We start from the raw sequence: 17,289 nt of genomic DNA on the forward strand, positions 1-17,289 counted from the left end.
TAACATGCCCTTTTCGCGGATTGTACCGCCGGCCAGCCCATTCCGGTGAGCGGGAGTATCCCGCCACCGGCCGCGGCCTCAGGCATCCGCCAGCGCCACCGCCTCCTCCACGTCCACCGCCACCAGGCGCGAGCAGCCCGGCTCGTGCATGGTCACCCCCATCAACTGATCGGCCATCTCCATAGCGATCTTGTTGTGGGTGATGTAGATGAACTGGACCTTTTCCGACATTTCCTTGACCAGCCTGGCGTAACGTCCGACGTTGGCATCGTCCAGCGGCGCGTCCACCTCGTCGAGCATGCAGAACGGCGCCGGATTGAGCTGGAAGATGGCGAATACCAGGGCCAGCGCGGTCAACGCCTTCTCGCCGCCGGACAGCAGATGGATGGTGCTGTTCTTCTTGCCCGGCGGGCGCGCCATGATGGCCACACCGGTATCGAGTAGATCCTCGCCGGTAAGTTCCAGATAGGCATGGCCTCCACCGAAAACTTTCGGGAACAGGGCCTGCAGGCCGGCGTTGATCCGCTCGAAGGTATCCTTGAAACGGTTGCGGGTTTCCCGGTCGATCTTGCGGATGACGTTTTCCAGGGTTTCCAGGGCCTCCGCCAGGTCGGCGTTCTGCGCATCCAGATAGCGCTTGCGCTCGGATTGCTGGCGATATTCGTCGATGGCCGCCAGGTTGATCGCACCGAGACGCTGGATGCGCAAGGCGACGCGCTCGAGCTCCGTTTCCCAGTCGACTTCGCGAGCCTCGGCGGGAAGCGTGCCGAGCACCTCGTGCAGAGCCTGGCCCTCCTCCTGCAACCGGTCCTGCAAGGCCTTGCGCCGTACGCTGAGAGCCTGCCAGTCGAGGCGCTGCTGTTCCAACTGACCGCGCAGCGACTGGGCCTGCTGCTCGGCCTGGCCACGGCGCTTCTCCACCTCGCGCAGCCCGCGCTCGGCATCCTCCAGGGACAGCCCGGCCTGGCGCAGTTCCTCCTCGACGGCCAGGCGCCGCTCGAGCAGTTCCTCGAGCTTCATGCGCAGTTCCTCCAGCGGCGCCGCGCCCTCCTCCAGATCGAGGCTGAGCTGCTCGCGGCGTTCCCGGGTGCGCTCGAACTGCCGTTCGAGACGCTCCAGGGACTGCCGGGTGGAGTCGCGCCGGGCCTGCAGCGAGCCGAGCCGCACGGCCAACTGGTGGGCCCGCTCCTTGTGCGCGCCGGCCTCCCGGCGCAAGCGCTCCAGGCTCTCGCGCAGGGCGTCGCGTCCGGCCAGCAGTTGCTCGCGGCGCTCGTTGTCGACGGCCATGGCGTCCAGCGCATCCTGCAGTTGCAGGCGGCATTCGCCCAGGCGCTCGACCTCCAGGGCACGCTGCTCGTCCAGTTCGGCCAGTTCCTCGTCGAAGCGGCGACGACGCAGCAGCATCTGCTCGGCCCGCGCCTGGAGGGCCGAGAGCCTGGCCTTCAGCTCGCCCTGCTGGCGGGTTTCCTCCTGCAAACGCCGGCGCAGTTCCTCGCGGCCCTCCTCCTGCCGGCGGCGCGCCTCGTCCAGCGCGGACAGGCGCGTCTCCAGTTCGGCCAGACGCGCCTCCAGTTCGTCGCGTCCAGCCTGCAGGCGCTCCAGCTCCTGGGCGCGGGCGAGCAGGCCGGAATCGGCGTCGCCGGCCCGGCGCACGCGCAGGAAATGCCGGCCGACCCAATAGCCGTCGCGGCTGATCAGGCTCTCGCCCTCTCCCAGCGCGGAGCGCCGCTCCAGCGCTTCGGCGAGGCTCTCGACCGCCATGACGCGCCCCAGCCAGGGCGCCAGGTCGATGCCGCTCTCGACCTTGTCGAGCAGACTGCCGGCCAGCCGCGTGGCGCCCGGCGCCGCACCGAGCAGGCGCAGTTCGCCCTGGGCGAAGGCATCCAGCGCAAGAGCGGCGAAATCCTCCACGAGCGGTGCCTGCAGATCGGCGCCGAGTACGGTTTCCACCGCCAGCTCCCAGCCGGGCTCCACCCTGAGCCCCTCGGCCAGTCGCGGGCGCGCCTCCAGATGCTGCTCGCGCAGCCACTCGGCGACGCCCTGACCGGGGTCCAGCGCCGCCTGCTGCAGCGCCTCCAGGGAAGCGATCCGGCCGTTCAGGCGCTGCAGTTCGTCCTGCGCCTGCCGTTGCTCCCGGGTCGCCTGCTGCAGCTCGCCGCGCAGCCGTTCGAGCGTTTCGCTCAGGGCGGCCTCGGCGGCGCCCAGCTCTTCCTGGGTCAGTTCGCCGAGGGCCAGCCGCTCGGCCAGTTCGGCGATGCCGGACTCCTGCGGATCGGCTTCCAGTCGGGCACGCTCGTCGCCGAGGCGGCGCTCGCGCTCCAGCAGCCGCCCGAGGCTCTGCTCCAGTTGCTGGATATGCGCCTGCTGCACCTCGGCGCTGCGCCGCGCCTGCGCGGAGTGCTGGTTGAAAGCGTCCCACTGTTCCTGCCAGGCGTGCATGGCGGACTCCGCCTCCTCCAGACGGGCGGCGCTCTCCTCGGCGGCGGCCGCGGCGACTTCCCGCTCGGGCTCGAGCCGGGCCAGTTCCTCGTCGACCTCGGCCAGCGCAAGGCGGTCCTGATCGAGGTGGGCGGCGGTTTCCTGGCGATTCTTCTCCGCTTCCTGCAGGTCGTTCTGCAACTGGCGCAGACGCTGCTGGCCGTGTTGGATGCTCTGTTCGACCCGGCCGATGTCGGCGCCCAGCGAATAGAAGCGGCCCTGCACCTGGTGGAAGCGCTCGGCGAGGTCGTGGTGCTCGTCGCGCAGGCGCTCGATGCCGGCATCGGCGTTGCGCTGTTCAGCGATCAGCGCTTCGAGGGCGACCTCCTGGTCGCCGATGACCTGCTCGCGCTGGCCGACCTGCTCGTTCAGCGCCCGCCAGCGCAGGGCGGCGAGCTGGGCCTTGAGGCGGCGCTCCTCGGCCTTGCACTCCTGATACTTTTCGGCGGCCTGGGCCTGGCGCTGCAGGCGTTCGAGCTGGCGCTCCAGTTCCTCGCGCAGGTCGGAGAGGCGCGCCAGGTTCTCCTGGGTGCGGCGGATGCGGTTCTCGGTCTCGCGGCGGCGCTCCTTGTACTTGGAGATGCCGGCGGCTTCCTCGATGAAATTGCGCAGATCCTCGGGACGGGCCTCGATCAGCCGGGAAATCATGCCCTGCTCGATGATCGAGTAGCTACGCGGCCCCAGGCCGGTGCCGAGGAAGATGTCGGTGATATCGCGGCGCCGGCACTTCACTCCGTTGAGGAAGTAGCTGTTCTGCCCGTCGCGGGTCACCCGGCGGCGGATGGAGATTTCCGCGTAGCCGGCGTATTCGCCGGTGAGCGTGCCGTCGGCATTGTCGAAGATCAGCTCGATGGAGGCCTGGGTCACCGGCTTGCGGCTGTTCGAGCCGTTGAAGATGACGTCGGTCATCGACTCGCCACGGAGATTCTTCGCCGAACTCTCGCCCATCACCCAGCGAACGGCGTCGATGATGTTGGACTTGCCGCAGCCGTTGGGACCCACCACCGCCGCCATGTTGCTCGGGAAGCTCACCGTGGTGGGATCGACGAAAGACTTGAAACCGGCCAGCTTGATGCTCTTAAGGCGCATGACGGGTCCCGGGCAGGCCGTGATCGGTGCGAGGTGACGTGGAGAAGGGGCTGTCGGGAACCGGAAAGGTCATGATCGGGTTTGGGGCTCTTCGACCGCGTGCAGGGCGCGAAGTCTAGCACAGGGCCCCATCCGGGCCGGAGGCACCGGTACGGTGCGGGCGAAACGGACATGCACCCGCTTCGCTCAGCCGCCGGTCATGCTCATGAAACGCACCACCTGGACCTGGGCGTCCGCCTCGAAATGATGGCGTTCGGGCTTGAGCCGCAAGGCATCGACCAAGGCCTGGCGCAGCCGTGCCGAATCGCCGGGATGGGCGCGCATCAGGCTCTTCAGGTCGAGCGCCCCTTCATGGCCGAGACAGAGCACCAGCTTGCCCTCGGCGGTGACCCGCACACGGTTGCAGGCGGCGCAGAAGTTATGGCTGTGCGGTGAGATGAAGCCGACCTGGGTCCGGCTGCCGACCACCTGCCAGTAACGCGAGGGACCGCCGCTGACGTGGCTGCTGCGCACCAGCTCGAAGCGCTCCTCGATACGCCGGCGCACCTCGTCGCTGGAGCAGAGGGTTTCGCTGCGCCTGTGGCTGGAGATGCCGCCGAGCGGCATCTCCTCGATGAAACTGATATCGAGACCGCGCGCCACGGCGAACTCGACCAGATCGAGCACCTCGTCGTCGTTGCGGCCCCTCTGCACCACGCTGTTCAGCTTGATCCGCGCGAATCCGGCGGCACGCGCCGCCTCGATGCCGGCCAGAACCCGGTCGAGCCTGTCGCGCCGGGTGAAGGCGGCGAAACGCTCGGGACGCAGCGAATCGAGGCTGATGTTGAGGCGCCGGACCCCGGCAGCGCGCAGGTCGCCGGCCATGAACGGCAGTTGCGAGCCGTTGGTGGTCATGGCCAGGTCCTCCAGCTCCGTGCGCGCACCCAGGCGTTCCAGCAGGCCGAGCAGCCCCCTGCGTACCAGCGGCTCGCCGCCGGTGATGCGGATGCGTTTGACGCCGAGGTCGATGAAGGCGTCCGCCACGTCGTAGAGCTCCTCCAGGCTGAGGATCTGCTCGCGCGGCACGAACACCATGTTCTCGCTCATGCAGTAGGTGCAGCGGAAATCGCAGCGGTCGGTCACCGACAGACGCAGGTAGGTGATGCGGCGCCCGAAGGGATCGATCAGTTCGGTGTCGGACATATCTGGTTTCACTCCGCCCTGCCCGCGGCGAACCGCTCCTCGGAACCGGGCCGGGTCGCTCGCCTCCGCGAGCGGATTATGATTGCGGGTTTCGGAATATCGGTATCAGCGATCCTTCGCATAAGGAAAGCAGGATGTACGCCAACCGGCCACCGGCACAGGATCGGGGGACACATGGACCAGAAGAGCTGGCGCGAACGCCTCTACATCGTCGTCTTCTTCAGCGACACAGTGGCCGGCCGGTATTTCGATATCGCGCTGCTGGTGGCCATCCTCACCAGTCTGGTGGTGGTGATGCTCGACAGCCTGCAAGGCTTCGCGCGTTACGGCGATCTGTTCCATGCCCTGGAATGGGGCCTCACGGCGCTCTTCGCCAGCGAATACCTGCTGCGCATCCTCGTCCATCCGCAGCCATCGCGCTACATCTTCAGCTTCTACGGAACCATCGACCTCTTGGCCGTACTGCCGGCATTCCTCGCCCTGCTGTTCCCGCCGGCCCAGTACCTGCTGATCATCCGCATCGTGCGCATGCTGCGGGTGTTCCGCGTGCTGAAGCCCTACCTGAGCCAGGCGAATTTCCTGCTCGTCGCGCTGCGCGGCAGCCGGCAGAAGATCATCGTGTTCCTGCTGAGCGTGAGCACCCTGGTCATCATCTTCGGCACCCTGCTGTACGTGATCGAAGGACCGCGACATGGATTCAGCAGCATTCCCGCCAGTATCTACTGGGCCGTGTGACCCTGACCACCGTCGGCTACGGCGACATGACGCCGAAGACCCCGCTGGGCCAGGGCCTGGCGACCCTGGTGATGATCACCGGCTACTCGGTGATCGCCGTGCCCACCGGCATCTTCACCGCCGAACTGGCCAGCGCGATGCGGCCGGAACGCCTGCAGCGGACGTGCCCGAACTGCCGGAAGGAGCAGCACGAACCGGACGCCGCCTTCCGCAGCCGCTGCGGCGATGCCCTGTTCCCTCGCGTCCCGGAACCCATCCCGCGGGCCGAGGGGGAAAAGACTGCACGGCTGACGCCGCCGGCTCAACGCGGCGAATAGAGGTTGCGCAGGCCCGGCGGCACGCCCGGCCCCTCGACCGACTCCCAGGGGCCGTCCGGCCGCCCGGAGCTGTACCAGCCGTCGTTCCAGCGGTAGTACAGCCGTTCCCGGTAGTACAGCCGCTGTCCTTTCACCACGTACACCCCGAGGCCGTTGTCCCAGTAGGCATCGGCATCCGGCGGCGGCGCGTAGCGCGGATGGTTGCCGCTTCGGCTGCGCTGCGCACCGGCGGCCTTGGGCGCGGAAGGCAGGGCCTTGATCGTCTGGCTCGGCTGCTTCGCCGGCGGCGTCTGCACGGAAGGCCGCGGCGGCGCCGGGCGCTCGGCGGCGGGGGGTTGGTAGTCCTGGTGGGCGCAGGCGGCCAGCAGCAGACCCAGGCCGAGCACGCCGAAGGGACGCAGGCGGCGCAACGCCCCGGCGGCTCCGGCCGGGAACGGGAAACGGATCTTCATCGGTCCTCTCCAGGGCGCCCCCGGGGCGCGTCGGCTCGATCGATGGTCAGGACGTATTCGCCCGATGCCCTGGCGCTCACCCGCTCGAGCTGGCCGACCCAGTCGCCCGCAGTGGGATCGCCGGCCCGCGAGATCCGGGCCACCAGTTGCACCTCGGCGAAGTTGGACAGCTTGAGCTGGGGCATCATCGCATCGGCATCGCTCAGGGCGACCTGCGCCGGCAGATCGGCCACGCGCAGACGCTCGACCGCCAGCGGCATCGGCGGACCGGAAACGGCGCGGGCGAAGACGAACACGCTGTCGTCCGGCCGCACCTTGCCGGCCAGCTCCGGCGCCAGGGCGACGCTGACCTTCAGCTCCACCTGGGCGGCGGCCGGCGCCGCGCCCTGCGACGCGCCGGCCTGCTCGCGCGCCCGGGCGATGCCGCCGGCGATGGCCGCCCGCGACGGATCGCCCTCGGGCAGGATTTCCACCAGGCGCTCCCAGTAACCGGCGGCATCGGCGAAGCGGCGCTCCTCGAAGGCGACGATGCCGAGCAGGCCGAGGCTGGTGACCTCGGCCGGCTCGCCGGCCAGCGCCTCGTCGGTCAGCGCCTGCATCCGCGGGCTCCAGCGCTTGCCCTCGGCGAAATACAGCGCCTGGGCCCACTGGCCGAGGATCTCCGGCGGCCGCTGGGCCAGCCGGGCGGCCTGCTCGAAGGCCGCTACGGCGTCGGCCGGACGCTCCTCGGCCATGTAGGTGCGCCCCAGGAAATACCAGCCCTCGGCGGAATCCGGCTGGACCTTGACCGCCTGCTCCAGGCGCGCGGTCATCTCTTCGATGCTCTTCGGCTGTTCGGCGAACCGGCGGGCCAGTTCGAGTTTGTCGCTGGCGCCCCAGTGCAGGTAGAGGCCGTAGCCGAGCAGCGGCACCAGCAGCGCCACCGCCAGCGGCACCGCCCTGCCCAAGGAGGAGCGGCGCGGCGCCTCGCCGGCTTCGGTGTCGGCCAGCAGCTCGCGGGCCGCCTCGGCGCGGCCGGCCTCCAGTTGCCCGGCGCTCAGGGTGCCGGCCGCGCGTTGGGCGTCCAGCTCGGCCAGACGCTCTTCGTAGAGCGCCACATTGAGCGCGGTACGGTCCTCCTCGGCCTGGGCGCGACGAGTGCGCAGCACGGGGAGCAGCAGAAAGGCCAGGGCCAGCAGCAGCAGCAGGCCGGCGGCGATCCAGAAATCGATCATGGGTCTTTTTTGTCCAGCAGGGTGGCGAGACGCTCGCGCTCGTCCGGGGATAGGGAGGTCGCCGCCGGGCCGGCGGTATTGCGCCGGCGCCGGACGAGGATCGTCGCCAGCACGCCGAAACCGAGCGCCAGAAGCCCCGCCGGGCCATACCAGAGCAGCAGGGTCCGCCCGTCGAGCGGTGGCTTGTAGCGGACGAAGTCACCGTAGCGGGCCACCAGGTAGTCGACGATCTGCTCGTCGCTCTGTCCTTCGCCGAGCATGCGATAGATCTCGCGGCGCAGGTCCATGGCGATGGGTGCGTCGGAATCGGCGATGTTCTGGTTCTGGCACTTGGGGCAGCGCAGCTCCTCGATCAGGCCGCGGTAGCGTTCGCGCTCGGCATCGCTCTTGAATTCGTAGGTATCGATGGCGGCATGCGCCGTCGTGCTCAGCACGAGCCCCAGCGACAGGGCGCGGATCGCGGTTTTCATTCGTCCAGCAGCTCCTGGTAACGCGCGGCCAGTTGCTCGCGCCAGACCCGCTCGTCGATCACCCCGACGAACTTGTGGCGGATGATGCCGTGCCTGTCGACGAGGAAGGTTTCCGGCGCGCCGTAGACGCCGAGGTCGAGCCCCAGGCTGCCCTGCTCGTCGCGGATGTTGAGCCGGTAGGGATCGTGGAACTCCTTCAGCCACTTCAGCGCACTGGCGTTGTCGTCCTTGTAGTTGACGCCGACGATGTTCACGCCGCGCCCGGCCAGCTCGTTGAGCACCGGGTGCTCGACCTTGCACGACACGCACCAGGTCGCCCAGACGTTGACCAGCGCCGGCTTGCCCTTGAGGTCCTCGACCGTGAGAGTGCGCTCCGGCTCCTGCACGGCCGGCAGGGAGAACGCCGGGAAGGGTTTGCCGATCAGCGCCGAGGGCAGTTCGGCGGGATCGAGGAACAGGCCACGGTAGAGAAAGGCCGCGACGCCCAGGAAGAGCGCCAGCGGCAGCAGGAAAATCGCTCGTTTCATCTTCAGGCTCCTTGTCCGGCCAGGCCCAGAGCCTCGCGCACGCGGGCCCTGACCTTGACCCGATAACGCCGGTCGCAGGCCGCCAGCGCCGCGCCGAAAGCCATCATCAGGCCCCCCAGCCAGATCCAGCGGACGAACGGCTTGATATGCAGGCGGACCGCCCAGGCGCCGTTTTCCAGCGGCTCGCCCAGGGCGACGTAGAAGTCGCGGGTGAAACCTGCGTCGATGCCGGCCTCGGTCATCGGCATCCGCTGCACGGTATAGAGACGCTTCTCCGGGTGCAGCACGGCCACCTCGTCGTCGCCGTCGAAGACGCGGACGCTGGCCCGGTCGGCGACGAAGTTGGGCCCCTCATGGTGGCGGGTGCCCTCGAAGACGAAGCGGTAGCCGCCCAGTTCCACGGCATCGCCCGGCGCCATGCGCAGGTCGCGCTCGGCGCTTTCCTGGCTGCTCAGGACGATGCCCAGGGCGCAGACGGCGATCCCCAGGTGGGACAGTTGCATGCCCCAGTAGCTCGGCGAAAGCGCGTGCAGGCCCTTGAGCAGTCCCTTGTGGCGGGTCTTGTCGAGCAGGTCGCGCGCCCCGGCGAGAACCACCCAGGCCGCCAGGAAAGCGGTCGCCAGCACCGCCCAGGCGAAATCGCCGAGCACGAAGGCGGCCAGCAGGGCCAGCGCCACGCTGGCCAGCAGTACCGGCGCGAGCATGCCGGACAGCCAGCGCAGCGGCGTGTCCTTCCAGCGCACCAGCACGCCGACCGCCAGCGTCAGCATCAGCAGCCCCATCAGCGGCAGGAACAGCGCATTGAAGTACGGCGGCCCGACCGACAGCTTGGCGCCGGACAGCGCATCCAGCAGTAGCGGATAGAGCGTGCCGAGCAGGATGGTCGAGGTCGCCACCACCAGCAGCAGGTTGTTCACCAGCAGCAGGGTTTCCCGCGAGCGGAGGGCGAAGCCCACCTGGCTCCTGACCACCGGCGCGCGGATGGCGAACAGGGTCAGCGAACTGCCGACCACCACCAGCAGGAAGATCAGGATGAACACGCCGCGCTCCGGATCGTTGGCGAAGGCATGCACCGAAGTCAGCACCCCGGAACGCACCAGGAAGGTGCCGAGCAGGCTCAGCGAGAAGGCGGCGATGGCCAGAAGCACCGTCCAGCTCTTGAACACCCCGCGCTTCTCCGTCACCGCCAGCGAGTGCAACAGTGCGGTGCCCAGCAGCCAGGGCATGAAGGAAGCGTTCTCCACCGGGTCCCAGAACCACCAGCCGCCCCAGCCCAGCTCGTAATAGGCCCACCAGGAGCCGAGCACGATGCCGATACCGAGAAAGGCCCAGGCGACCAGCGTCCAGGGCCGCGACCAGCGCGCCCAGGCGGCATCGAGGCGCCCGCCGAGCAGCGCGGCGATGGCGAAGGCGAAGGCCACTGAGAAGCCGACGTAACCCATGTAGAGCATCGGCGGATGGACGATCAGGCCGAAGTCCTGCAACAGCGGGTTGAGGTCGCGGCCATCGACCGGCGTCTGCGGCAACAGGCGGGCGAAGGGGTTGGAGGTGACGATCAGAAACAGCAGGAAGCCGACGCTGATCAGCCCCATCACGCCCAGCACGCGGGCCAGCATCTCCTCGGGCAGTTGCCGGGAAAAGACCGACACCGCGAAGGTCCAGCCGGAGAGGATCAGCGCCCAGAGCAGCAGCGATCCTTCGTGGGCGCCCCACACGGCGCTCAGCTTGTAGTACCAGGGCAAGGCGCTGTTGGAGTTGCCGGCCACGTAGGCGACCGAGAAGTCGTCGACCAGGAAAGCCTGGGTCAGACAGACGAAGGCGAACGACAGGAAAGCGAACTGCCCCCAGGCGGCCGGCACGGCCAGGCCCATCCACAGGCGGTCGCCACGCCAGGCGCCGATCAGCGGCAAGGTGCCCTGCACCAGCGCCAGGCACAGGGCGAGGATCATCCCCAGGTGGCCGAGTTCGGGAATCATTGCGCGCCTCCCGGCTTGCCGTTCTCGTAGTGCTTGAGCATGCCGCTCTTCTCCAGCGCCTGGCTGACCTCCGGCGGCATGTAGTTCTCGTCGTGCTTGGCCAGCACCTCGTCGGCCTGCAGCATGCCTCCGGCGTCGACCCGGCCCAGCGCGACTATCCCCTGCCCCTCGCGGAACAGGTCGGGGAGGATGCCCTGGTAACGGACGGTCACCGTCGCCACGCCGTCGGTGACCCGGAAGGTCGCCGCCAGCGAAGTCGCGTCGCGTTGCAGCGAGCCCTTCTCGACCAGCCCGCCGGCGCGAATCCGCGCACCTTCGGGCGCCTCGCCCGCGGCGATCTGGCTGGGGGTGTAGAACAGGTTGATGTTCTGCTGCAGGGCGGACAGGGCCAGTGCCACGGCGGCGCCCACGCCGGCGAGGATCGCCAGCACGATGAACAGCCGCCTCTTGCGCACAGGGTTCATTTCGACTCCTCCCGGCGCAGACGACGCGCCTCTTCCCGCAGGTAGCGCCGGCGCGCCAGCAGCGGCCCGGCGACATTGATGACCAGCACCGCCAGGCCGATGCCATAGGCCGACCACACGTAGAGGCCATGGTTGCCCATGGCGACGAATTCGGCGAACGAGGAAAAACTCATGGCGCCCCCAGGAGAGCCTTGATCTCGGATTTGGCCCAGTTGCTGCGCGCCTCGCGCCTGAGTACCTCGAGGCGCATGCGCAACAGCAGCACGGCAGCGAAGAAACAGTAGATGCCGAGCACCATGACCAGCATCGGCAGCCACATTTCCATGGGCATCGCCGGCTTCTCGGTCAGGGTGAAGGTGGCCGGCTGGTGCAGGGAATTCCACCACTCGACCGAGTACTTGATGATCGGGATGTTGACCACCCCGACGATCGCCAGCACCGCGCAGGCCTTGGCCGCGCTGTCGCGGTTGGCGATCGCCTGGCCGAGGGCGATGATGCCGAAGTAGAGGAACAGCAGGATCAGCATCGAGGTCAGCCGGGCATCCCAGACCCACCAGGTGCCCCAGGTCGGCTTGCCCCAGATGGCGCCGGTGACCAGGGCGACGAAGGTCATCCAGGCACCGATCGGCGCGGCGCACTGCAGGGCGATGTCGGCCAGCTTCATGCGCCAGACCAGCCCGATCGCTCCGGCCACCGCCAGCAGCACGTAACAGGACTGGGCGAGGAAGGCCACCGGCACATGGATATAAATGATGCGGAAGCTGTTGCCCTGCTGATAGTCCGGCGGCGCGAAGGCCAGTCCCCAGACCAGGCCGACGCCGAGCAGCAGCACGGCGGCCACGGCGAACCAGGGCAGCCAGCGGCCGCTGATTTCATAGAACCACTTGGGCGAGCCCAGCTTGTGAAACCACGTCCAATTCATCGAGACCACTCACATTGTCACGCGGCCGGTCGCGGCCGGCCCGTTTCGGTCGTTTCGCAATCGCGCTCCCCGGACGAGCCTTTCACTCGCCGACGCTGATGGCCAGGGCGGAGGCGATCGCGAAGGGCAGCAGGGTCGCAGCCAGCACGGCCAGGCTGGCCAGCCAGAGCAGATGGCCGGTCGCCGGCAATCCCTGCAACGCTGCCTGCAGGGCCCCGCTGCCGAGAATCAGCACGGGGATGTACAGCGGCAGGATCAGCAACGGCAGCAGCAGGCCACCGCGCTTGAGGCCCACGATCAGCGCCGCGCCGACGGCGCCGAGCAGGCTCAGTACCGGAGTGCCGAGCAGCAGCGAGAGCAGCAGCACCGGCAGGCAGCGCGCCGGAAGCCCTAGCATCAGGGCCAGCAGCGGCGCCAGCAGCACCAGCGCCAATCCGGAGAACAACCAGTGCGCCAGCACCTTGGCCAGCACCAGCAGCGGCAGCGGATGCGGCGCGACCACCCATTGCTCCAGCGATCCGTCCTCGAAATCGCTGCGGAACAGGCCGTCCAGCGAGAGCAGCACGGCGAGCAGCGCCGCCACCCAGATCAAGCCTGGCGAGAGCGTCTGCAGGAGCTGCGACTCGGGCCCCACGGCGAGCGGGAACAGGGCGATGACGATGGCGAAGAACACCAGCGGATTGACCAGTTCGGCCGGCCGGCGGAACAGCAGCCGCGACTCGCGGGCGAGCAGCAGGGTAAACACACTGCTCATGCGGCGTGCCGCTCCAGGTCAAGTTCGCGGTAGGTCGCGGGCCGGACCTCCAGGCTGTGATGGGTGGTCAGCACCACCATGCCGCCGCGCTCGCAGTGGGCACGGAGATGCCGCTCCAGTTGGGCCACCCCCTGCCGGTCGAGCGCGGTGAAGGGCTCGTCGAGAATCCACAGCGGCGGCGCCTCCAGATGCAGGCGGGCCAGCGCCACGCGGCGCTGCTGGCCGGCCGACAGGCTATGGCAGGGCACGTCCTCGAAACCGCGCAGGCCGACCGCCGCCAGCGCCGCCCAGATCGCCTCGCGGCCGAGCGGACGGTGCAGGGCGCAAAGCCAGGCGAGATTCTCTTCGGCGCTCAGCAGTCCCTTGATACCGGGGGCATGGCCGATCCAGAGCAGATTGCGCGCCAGCTCGGCGCGCTGGCCGCGCAGGCCTCGCCCCCGCAGGCGCACCTCGCCGGCCGTGGGCTGCATCAGGCCGGCCAGCAGGCGCAGCAGGCTGGTCTTGCCGCTGCCGTTGGGACCCACCACCTGCAACATGTCGCCGGGAGCCAGCGCCAGGTCGAGCCGCTCGAACAGCACGCGCCAGTCCCGCTCGCAAGCGAGCGCCATGGCTTCGAGAAAGGGACTGGTCACAATAGGCTTACCATCGACCTCAACACGGCAGTACCGGCCTGGGCGCGGCATGCGCCGATCCGGGCGGGCCCGCATTATACATGTCGGCCTCGCCGGCTGGAGAGGCTATTTTCACCCGGTCGGCGCACCATCCCGGCGAATCCGCCCGAGACCGCCAGGCCGCGGACACGGCGCCGGGCGAATGACGTCTCAGGCCGATTTCGCCTGCGCCGCACGGATCAGATGCTCGACGAAGAACTCCACGTTTCCCCGCGGATTGGCGGGCAGCGGCCAGCCATCGACCCTCTCCGCGATCGCCCGGAAGGCCGTCGCGCTCTTCGAGCGGGGAAAGGCCTCGCAGACCGCCGCCTGTCGCTGCACGGCCCTGCGCAGGCTGTCGTCCCAGGGTACGGCACCGACGTACTGCAGGGTGGCGGCGAGCGACTGCTCGGTCAGCCGGAGCAGCTTGGCGAACAGCTCTCGGCCTTCGCGCGGCCCCACCACCATGTTGGCGAGAATCCGGAAACGACTCACCCCATAGTCGCTGTTGAGCAAGCGGATCAGCGCGTAGGCGTCGGCGATCGAGGTCGGCTCGTCGCACAGCACCACGAGCACCTCCCTGGCCGCCCGCACGAGGCCGATCGTCGCATCGTCGATGCCGCTGGCGGTATCCACCAGCAGCACGTCGAGCTGGTCGGCGTGCCGGTCGAAGATATGCACCAGACCGGCCTGCTGCTGGGCCGAGAGCCGCACCATGCCGCGCGCCCCGGAAGCGGCGGGCACGACACGGACGCCGCCCGGCCCCTGCAGCACTACGTCATCCAGCCCGCAGTTTCCGGCAAGGACATCGGCCAGGGTGCGTTCAGCGCCGAGACCGAGCATCACGTCAATATTGGCCATCGCCAGATCGCCGTCGAGCAGCATCACCCGCCGCCCCAGCCCGGCCAGCGCCAGTGCCAGGTTCACCGCCACCACAGTCTTGCCCACCCCGCCCTTGCCACTGGTCACCGCAATGACCTGCACGGGAGATATGCTCGCCATGTCGCTCATCATCCATCCTGCCTGCTCGCCACCATTGACCGTCCGATCCGCCGGGGTCCAGCATAACCACAGCGCCAGCAGGCCAACGCCAGCCTGGCCATCCTGCCCGAACCGGGGAACGAGAACGCCCCCTTCTGCATGTACAACAAGGAGATGCCCATGAAAAAACGGCTGATTGCAGCAATGATCGCCAGTTGCGCACTACCCCTGCAGGCCGCGCCGCTCAGCGTCGCCCTCAACGCGGTGGGCGCCGACGGCATAGGCGCAGCGCTCGGCACCGTCAGCATCGAGCAGAGCGAATACGGCCTGGTCTTCACCCCCAACCTCTCCGGCCTGCAGCCCGGCATCCATGGCTTCCACATTCATGCCTCGGGCGACTGCGGCACCACGGAGAAGGAAGGCCAGAAGGTCGCCGCAGGCGCCGCAGGCGGCCACTGGGACCCGCAGAACGCCACCAGGCACGGCCAGCCCTGGGGAGAAGGCCATCTGGGCGATCTGCCGGCCCTCTACGTGGACGCCAACGGCAAGGCCACGCAGCCGGTACTGGCCCCGCGACTGAAGGACCTGGAAGCGATCAAGGGACGAGCCCTGATGGTGCATGCCGGCGGCGACAATCATGCCGACAGCCCTGCCCCGCTGGGCGGTGGCGGAGCCCGGGTGGCCTGCGGAGTCATCAAGTAAGCGGTCGTCGATCGCATAGCGGGCACCGCCGCCCTCGCCCCCTGCCGAGTGGCCAACCTATGCCACGCGGCAGGATCCGAGCAGAAGCGCCTGGCGAAAGAATATGGGCAGCAAACAAAAAGGGTCACCCATGCGAGCGACCCTTTTAACCCATTGGAGGGTAGAACTGGCGTCCCCTAGGGGACTCGAACCCCTGTTACCGCCGTGAAAGGGCGGTGTCCTAGGCCACTAGACGAAGGGGACGGAACCTTCGATGACAAGAGCGAAACTCAACCGCTCTTGCGTGAAATTGGTGGAGCTAGACGGGATCGAACCGTCGACCTCTTGCATGCCATGCAAGCGCTCTCCCAGCTGAGCTATAGCCCCGAATCCGGCATATTCCGATACCGACAGCAACGACTCCGTCGCCACTGTTGAAAACTGGCGTCCCCTAGGGGACTCGAACCCCTGTTACCGCCGTGAAAGGGCGGTGTCCTAGGCCACTAGACGAAGGGGACGGAACCTTCGATGACAAGAGCGAAATTCAACCGCTCTTGCGTGAAATTGGTGGAGCTAGACGGGATCGAACCGTCGACCTCTTGCATGCCATGCAAGCGCTCTCCCAGCTGAGCTATAGCCCCGTCTCAAGGACGGGGCGCATATTAGGGGCCATCCCTGACCCTGTCAACAGATTTCTCGATTTTTTTTGCCACTAGAACAATTACTTACCGGACACACCGTTCAGGACGCAGCGCCTCCCGCGCTACGCTCCGAGCGGGGCTCGCTCTCGTTCGGCGGGGCGGCCGCCGGCGCGAGCACCCGCTCGAGGACTTCCGCCTCCAGCGCGGCGAGACGAGCAGACCCACGGCTGCGCAGGCGCGGCAGGTCGACCGGCAGATCCAGGCCGATGCGCCCCTCCTCGATCAGGATCACCCGGTCGGCGACGGCGACCGCCTCGCTGACGTCGTGGGTGACCAGCAGCACGGTGAAGCCATGCTGCTGCCAGAGCCGTTCGATCAGTTGCTGCATTTCGATGCGGGTCAGCGCATCCAGCGCCCCCAGTGGCTCGTCGAGCAGCAGCAGGCGCGGACGGTGGATCAATGCCCGGGCCAGCGCCACGCGCTGCTTCTGGCCGCCGGAGAGCGCCGCCGGCCACTCCCCGGCGCGCTCGGCCAGTCCTACCTCGGCCAGAGCCTCCTCGGCACGGGGACGCCAGTCGCCGGACAGACCGAGACCGACATTGTCGATCACCCGCTTCCAGGGCAGCAGGCGCGCATCCTGGAACATCAGCCGGGTATCCTCGCGCGCCTGCGCCAGGGGTACCTGGCCGGCCAGCAGCGCGCCGCCGCTGGGCGCATCCAGCCCCGCCAGCAGGCGCAGCAGCGTGCTCTTGCCGCAGCCGCTGCGACCGACCACGGCGACGAACTGCCCGGCCGGAATATGCAGATCGATCGCCTTCAGCACCTGCCGTTCGCCGAAAGACTTGTGGATGCCTTCGATCCCCAGCGGAATGCCGTTCTTCAGATTGTGCAGGGCGCTCATTGGGCACCCGCCTTGACCTGATAGGCCGGATGCCAGCGCAGCCACAGGCGCTCCAGGGTACGCGCCGCCACGTCGGCCAGCTTGCCGAGCACGGCGTAGAGCAGGATCGCTAGTACCACCACGTCGGTCTGCAGGAACTCGCGGGCGTTCATCGCCAGGTAACCGATGCCGGAACTGGCGGAAATGGTTTCCGCGACGATCAGCGTCAGCCACATGAAACCGAGGGCGAAGCGCACGCCGACCAAGATCGACGGCAGCGCACCGGGCAGGATCACCTGACGGAACAGAGAGAATCCGGACAGCCCGTAGCTGCGCGCCATCTCCACCAGGCCGGCATCGACGTTGCGGATGCCGTGGTAGGTGTTCAGGTAAATGGGGAACAGGGTGCCGAGGGCGACCAGGAAGATCTTCGCCGACTCGTCGATGCCGAACCAGAGGATCACCAGCGGAATCAGCGCCAGGTGCGGCACGTTGCGCACCATCTGCACCGAACTGTCCAGCAGGCGCTCGCCCCACTTCGACAGGCCGGTGATGAAGCCGAGCAGCAGGCCCAGGCCGCCGCCGATGGCGAAGCCGATGCCGGCGCGCCAGCCGCTGATGGCCAGGTGCGTCCAGATCTCGCCGCTGGAGAGCAGCGCCCAGCCGGCTTCCAGCACCGCGCTCGGCGCCGGCAGGATGCGGGTGGAGAGCAGTCCGCTGGCCACCGCCCCCTGCCAGAACCCGAGCAACGCCAGCGGCAGCACCCAGGGCGACAGGCGCAGGGCCAGTTTGTCGATGTTGCGTGTGGTCATGGATGGAAACCTCTTCTCGTCTTGCCTGAACTCGGAAACTGCCTCCCGGCCCGCCCCCGACGGG

Annotated in this window: 16 protein-coding genes, 4 tRNA genes and 1 pseudogene; 2 read left to right on the forward strand and 19 right to left on the reverse strand. The window is 68.3% G+C overall.

The features are described 5' to 3' along the window. Nucleotides 1-78: 78 nt before the first annotated feature. Both smc and moaA read right to left on the reverse strand, forming a co-directional pair. Complete coding sequence (gene smc / locus AVCA_RS13805) at nucleotides 79-3,567, reverse strand: chromosome segregation protein SMC (protein ID WP_012701583.1); 3,489 nt, start codon at nucleotides 3,565-3,567, stop codon at nucleotides 79-81. 186 nt (nucleotides 3,568-3,753) lie between these two features. Beyond that, nucleotides 3,754-4,749 (reverse strand): GTP 3',8-cyclase MoaA, encoded by a 996-nt coding sequence (gene moaA / locus AVCA_RS13810; RefSeq protein ID WP_012701584.1) that lies wholly within the window; start codon nucleotides 4,747-4,749, stop codon nucleotides 3,754-3,756. Between the two features lie 174 nt (nucleotides 4,750-4,923). On the opposite strand from moaA, the pseudogene AVCA_RS26450 reads away from it, so the two are divergent. Beyond that, nucleotides 4,924-5,801 (forward strand): annotated as a pseudogene (locus tag AVCA_RS26450) (ion transporter). Here the strand turns inward: AVCA_RS26450 and AVCA_RS13820 are convergent. The 11 genes from AVCA_RS13820 to AVCA_RS13870 form a co-directional block, all read right to left on the reverse strand. After that, nucleotides 5,786-6,253 (reverse strand): hypothetical protein, encoded by a 468-nt coding sequence (locus tag AVCA_RS13820; protein ID WP_012701587.1) that lies wholly within the window; start codon nucleotides 6,251-6,253, stop codon nucleotides 5,786-5,788. The pseudogene AVCA_RS26450 and the gene AVCA_RS13820 overlap by 16 nt on opposite strands. Continuing rightward, a complete protein-coding gene (gene ccmI, locus AVCA_RS13825; protein ID WP_012701588.1) occupies nucleotides 6,250-7,467 on the reverse strand; it encodes a c-type cytochrome biogenesis protein CcmI in 1,218 nt (405 codons plus the stop codon). Before ccmI ends, AVCA_RS13820 begins: the two co-directional genes overlap by 4 nt. Further along, nucleotides 7,464-7,937, reverse strand: coding sequence for a cytochrome c-type biogenesis protein (locus AVCA_RS13830; protein ID WP_012701589.1), 474 nt, complete (start codon nucleotides 7,935-7,937; stop codon nucleotides 7,464-7,466). Before AVCA_RS13830 ends, ccmI begins: the two co-directional genes overlap by 4 nt. Next, complete coding sequence (locus AVCA_RS13835) at nucleotides 7,934-8,464, reverse strand: DsbE family thiol:disulfide interchange protein (protein ID WP_012701590.1); 531 nt, start codon at nucleotides 8,462-8,464, stop codon at nucleotides 7,934-7,936. Before AVCA_RS13835 ends, AVCA_RS13830 begins: the two co-directional genes overlap by 4 nt. 2 nt (nucleotides 8,465-8,466) lie before the next feature. Further along, complete coding sequence (locus tag AVCA_RS13840; RefSeq protein ID WP_012701591.1) at nucleotides 8,467-10,440, reverse strand: heme lyase CcmF/NrfE family subunit; 1,974 nt, start codon at nucleotides 10,438-10,440, stop codon at nucleotides 8,467-8,469. Next, entirely contained in the window at nucleotides 10,437-10,904 is a 468-nt protein-coding gene (gene ccmE, locus AVCA_RS13845) for a cytochrome c maturation protein CcmE (protein WP_012701592.1), read from the reverse strand. The genes AVCA_RS13840 and ccmE overlap by 4 nt, the downstream gene beginning before the upstream one ends. Continuing rightward, nucleotides 10,901-11,077, reverse strand: a complete 177-nt coding sequence (gene ccmD, locus AVCA_RS13850; protein ID WP_012701593.1) for a heme exporter protein CcmD — start codon at nucleotides 11,075-11,077, stop codon at nucleotides 10,901-10,903. Before ccmD ends, ccmE begins: the two co-directional genes overlap by 4 nt. Beyond that, nucleotides 11,074-11,826 carry a heme ABC transporter permease gene (locus AVCA_RS13855; RefSeq protein ID WP_012701594.1) on the reverse strand — a complete coding sequence of 251 codons (753 nt, stop codon included), beginning with the start codon at nucleotides 11,824-11,826 and terminating at the stop codon, nucleotides 11,074-11,076. Before AVCA_RS13855 ends, ccmD begins: the two co-directional genes overlap by 4 nt. An 82-nt stretch (nucleotides 11,827-11,908) precedes the next feature. Beyond that, nucleotides 11,909-12,580, reverse strand: coding sequence for a heme exporter protein CcmB (gene ccmB / locus AVCA_RS13860; protein ID WP_012701595.1), 672 nt, complete (start codon nucleotides 12,578-12,580; stop codon nucleotides 11,909-11,911). Continuing rightward, a complete protein-coding gene (gene ccmA, locus AVCA_RS13865) occupies nucleotides 12,577-13,263 on the reverse strand; it encodes a cytochrome c biogenesis heme-transporting ATPase CcmA (RefSeq protein WP_085930853.1) in 687 nt (228 codons plus the stop codon). The genes ccmB and ccmA overlap by 4 nt, the downstream gene beginning before the upstream one ends. Nucleotides 13,264-13,401: 138 nt before the next feature. Then, nucleotides 13,402-14,232 (reverse strand): MinD/ParA family protein, encoded by an 831-nt coding sequence (locus AVCA_RS13870; protein ID WP_061290954.1) that lies wholly within the window; start codon nucleotides 14,230-14,232, stop codon nucleotides 13,402-13,404. A 159-nt stretch (nucleotides 14,233-14,391) separates the two neighbouring features. Here AVCA_RS13870 and sodC point away from each other — a divergent pair, with 159 nt between their 5' ends. Beyond that, entirely contained in the window at nucleotides 14,392-14,913 is a 522-nt protein-coding gene (gene sodC, locus AVCA_RS13875) for a superoxide dismutase family protein (RefSeq protein WP_041807570.1), read from the forward strand. 167 nt (nucleotides 14,914-15,080) lie between these two features. On the opposite strand, the gene AVCA_RS13880 is transcribed toward sodC, so the two are convergent. From AVCA_RS13880 to ssuC, 6 genes are all read right to left on the reverse strand, one after another. Then, nucleotides 15,081-15,156 (reverse strand) — tRNA-Glu (locus AVCA_RS13880). 47 nt (nucleotides 15,157-15,203) lie between these two features. Then, nucleotides 15,204-15,279, reverse strand: a tRNA-Ala gene (locus AVCA_RS13885). 55 nt (nucleotides 15,280-15,334) lie between these two features. Then, nucleotides 15,335-15,410: transfer RNA gene (locus AVCA_RS13890), tRNA-Glu, on the reverse strand. 47 nt (nucleotides 15,411-15,457) lie between these two features. Continuing rightward, a tRNA-Ala gene (locus AVCA_RS13895) sits at nucleotides 15,458-15,533 on the reverse strand. Between the two features lie 100 nt (nucleotides 15,534-15,633). Then, nucleotides 15,634-16,434, reverse strand: a complete 801-nt coding sequence (gene ssuB / locus AVCA_RS13900) for an aliphatic sulfonates ABC transporter ATP-binding protein (RefSeq protein WP_012701599.1) — start codon at nucleotides 16,432-16,434, stop codon at nucleotides 15,634-15,636. Next, nucleotides 16,431-17,225, reverse strand: coding sequence for an aliphatic sulfonate ABC transporter permease SsuC (gene ssuC / locus AVCA_RS13905; RefSeq protein WP_012701600.1), 795 nt, complete (start codon nucleotides 17,223-17,225; stop codon nucleotides 16,431-16,433). The genes ssuB and ssuC overlap by 4 nt, the downstream gene beginning before the upstream one ends. Nucleotides 17,226-17,289 lie beyond the last annotated feature (64 nt).

Origin of the sequence: Azotobacter vinelandii CA, assembly GCF_000380335.1 — a bacterium.
Classification (GTDB): Bacteria; Pseudomonadota; Gammaproteobacteria; order Pseudomonadales; family Pseudomonadaceae; genus Azotobacter; species Azotobacter vinelandii.

Bases quoted from the DNA above. Each gene is read 5' to 3' on its own strand.
- smc (WP_012701583.1), bottom strand. From the start codon at position 3,567: ATGCGCCTTAAGAGCATCAAGCTGGCCGGTTTCAAGTCTTTCGTCGAT.
- moaA (WP_012701584.1), bottom strand. From the start codon at position 4,749: ATGTCCGACACCGAACTGATCGATCCCTTCGGGCGCCGCATCACCTAC.
- ccmE (WP_012701592.1), bottom strand. From the start codon at position 10,904: ATGAACCCTGTGCGCAAGAGGCGGCTGTTCATCGTGCTGGCGATCCTC.
- AVCA_RS13870 (WP_061290954.1), bottom strand. From the start codon at position 14,232: ATGGCGAGCATATCTCCCGTGCAGGTCATTGCGGTGACCAGTGGCAAG.
- AVCA_RS13840 (WP_012701591.1), bottom strand. From the start codon at position 10,440: ATGATTCCCGAACTCGGCCACCTGGGGATGATCCTCGCCCTGTGCCTG.
- ssuB (WP_012701599.1), bottom strand. From the start codon at position 16,434: ATGAGCGCCCTGCACAATCTGAAGAACGGCATTCCGCTGGGGATCGAA.
- ccmI (WP_012701588.1), bottom strand. From the start codon at position 7,467: ATGATCGATTTCTGGATCGCCGCCGGCCTGCTGCTGCTGCTGGCCCTG.
- sodC (WP_041807570.1), top strand. From the start codon at position 14,392: ATGAAAAAACGGCTGATTGCAGCAATGATCGCCAGTTGCGCACTACCC.
- ccmA (WP_085930853.1), bottom strand. From the start codon at position 13,263: ATGCCGCGCCCAGGCCGGTACTGCCGTGTTGAGGTCGATGGTAAGCCT.
- AVCA_RS13835 (WP_012701590.1), bottom strand. From the start codon at position 8,464: ATGAAACGAGCGATTTTCCTGCTGCCGCTGGCGCTCTTCCTGGGCGTC.
- AVCA_RS13855 (WP_012701594.1), bottom strand. From the start codon at position 11,826: ATGAATTGGACGTGGTTTCACAAGCTGGGCTCGCCCAAGTGGTTCTAT.
- AVCA_RS13820 (WP_012701587.1), bottom strand. From the start codon at position 6,253: ATGAAGATCCGTTTCCCGTTCCCGGCCGGAGCCGCCGGGGCGTTGCGC.
- ccmB (WP_012701595.1), bottom strand. From the start codon at position 12,580: ATGAGCAGTGTGTTTACCCTGCTGCTCGCCCGCGAGTCGCGGCTGCTG.
- ssuC (WP_012701600.1), bottom strand. From the start codon at position 17,225: ATGACCACACGCAACATCGACAAACTGGCCCTGCGCCTGTCGCCCTGG.
- ccmD (WP_012701593.1), bottom strand. From the start codon at position 11,077: ATGAGTTTTTCCTCGTTCGCCGAATTCGTCGCCATGGGCAACCATGGC.
- AVCA_RS13830 (WP_012701589.1), bottom strand. From the start codon at position 7,937: ATGAAAACCGCGATCCGCGCCCTGTCGCTGGGGCTCGTGCTGAGCACG.